The organism is Alcanivorax sp. HI0044 (assembly GCF_001634945.1).
The window spans coordinates 1-1,690 of the sequence record NZ_LWEZ01000082.1; the positions used below are offsets into that span (position 1 = coordinate 1).

Sequence of the window (1,690 nt, forward strand, 5' to 3'; positions counted from 1 at the left end):
CCCATCTCCGCTTCCAGCGAGCGGGTGAAGGATTCCAGTGCGCTCTTGCTGGCCAGGTAGGCGGAAAACAGCGGAATGGGAATCTGCGTGGACAGGCTGGAAATATTCACCACATGGCCGTGGCCCTGCTGCGCAAAGCGGGGCAGGAATTGCAGGGTCATGGCCACGGCGCCGATATAGTTCAGCTGTATGGTGCGCTGGTAATCGTGCAGGCGGTCGAAAGATTGCTCGATGGGGCGGCGAATGGAATGAGCGGCGTTATTCACCAGCGCATCAATACGGGGGTGATCCTCAAGAATACGTGCCGCGCAGGCTTCAATGGCCGTGTTGTCGCTGAGGTCGCAGGGGTAGATAAAGGCGGTGCCGCCCTGTTCCTGAATGGTTTGCTGAACCTCGCGAAGCTGCTCTTCCCGGCGTGCCACCAGGCACAGCGTGGCGCCTTTTCTTGCCATGATCCTGGCCGCTTCCGCGCCGATGCCACTGGAGGCGCCGGTGAGTACAATGGTCTGGCCTTTGAGTTTCATGCATACCCCTTGAATGCTGTGCGGTAAAAATACAGACCGTCGAGTCTGCCGTGTTCGGCATTAGGGGCCAAGGTCTAAAGGGGACGAAGATGTGGTTTCAGGACATTGTCACGTTGCCGGCGCAACGGCGCGGTTGCCATCTGGTAACGCGGGAGGTGGTAACTGCCTTGCCGGTGCTGGCGGAGATAGAGGTGGGCTTGCTGCATCTGTTTATTCAGCATACCTCCGCCTCGCTGACCATCAATGAAAATGCTGACCCGGATGTGCGCGGGGATCTGGAGCGACACCTGAATGTGATGGTGCCGGAGAACGCGCCGTACTATGAGCATACCCTGGAAGGGCCGGATGATATGCCCGCGCATATCAAGAGCGTACTTATCGGCCCGTCGCTGACAATCCCGATCCGGGCCGGGCGGCTGGCGCTGGGGACCTGGCAGGGCATTTATCTGTGCGAGCACCGCGACCACGGTGGTGCACGGCGGGTCGTGGCGACCATTCAAGGGGAGTGAGCGGCGGGCGACAACGTTATCTACAAGGTTGCTGTAGGAGTGCCCTTCCAGGGCGCGAACCTTGCGAAGCAAGGAATTGCCCAAAGGGCGATCAGGACTTGCCGAACCTGACAGGTTTCTATAGGTGGACCTGACATTCTCTAAAAATTTTGCCGCCTCGCTGCGCTCCGTTCCTGCAGCGGCTTCGTATCGGATGACGGAAATGGCGTTACGCCATTTCCGCTATCGGCTGGCCGGTTATTCCGCAATCCATTGCAGGAATTCGCGGCGTTCTTCTGCGGTGGCCTGTTTCCACTGGGCTTTCAGGGTGTCCAGGTAGCTGGCTTCCGGGGCCACGGTGGTGCTCTTATTTGCGCTGGCAGCGGTGGCGCCGGCGGCGGCACCCGCTGCGGCCTGGGGGGCCACGCTGTTGGTGCTGGCGGTGGTGACTTCTTCACCGGTGATCGGGGCCAGGAAGCCGCGATTGAGGATCAGCCCGGATTCTTTGGCGTCTACTCGTTCGCCGGTCTTGGTGTTTTCCGCCCAGCCGTAGAAGCTGTCTTCCATGGCGCGGGCCTGTNCCACGTCTTGTGGGGTGTTGAAGCCCAGTTGCCATTGGTCGCCGCCCTTGCCGTCGATGACAAAGTTGGCCGGGTTGGTTTTCACGATTTCGTGGTT

General features: G+C 60.1%; 3 protein-coding genes. 1 reads left to right on the forward strand and 2 read right to left on the reverse strand.

The features are described 5' to 3' along the window. Positions 1–524, reverse strand: a 524-nt coding sequence (locus tag A3730_RS01010) for an SDR family NAD(P)-dependent oxidoreductase (RefSeq protein ID WP_063537283.1), incomplete at its 3' end; no start/stop codon positions are given. 89 nt (positions 525–613) lie between these two features. On the opposite strand from A3730_RS01010, the gene A3730_RS01015 reads away from it, so the two are divergent. Next, entirely contained in the window at positions 614–1,033 is a 420-nt protein-coding gene (locus A3730_RS01015) for a secondary thiamine-phosphate synthase enzyme YjbQ (RefSeq protein WP_063519121.1), read from the forward strand. A gap of 237 nt (positions 1,034–1,270) precedes the next feature. Here A3730_RS01015 and A3730_RS01020 read toward each other — a convergent pair. Beyond that, positions 1,271–1,690, reverse strand: a 420-nt coding sequence (locus tag A3730_RS01020; protein WP_156500733.1) for a DUF2057 family protein, incomplete at its 5' end; no start/stop codon positions are given.

Bases quoted from the DNA above. Each gene is read 5' to 3' on its own strand.
- A3730_RS01015 (WP_063519121.1), top strand. From the start codon at position 614: ATGTGGTTTCAGGACATTGTCACGTTGCCGGCGCAACGGCGCGGTTGC.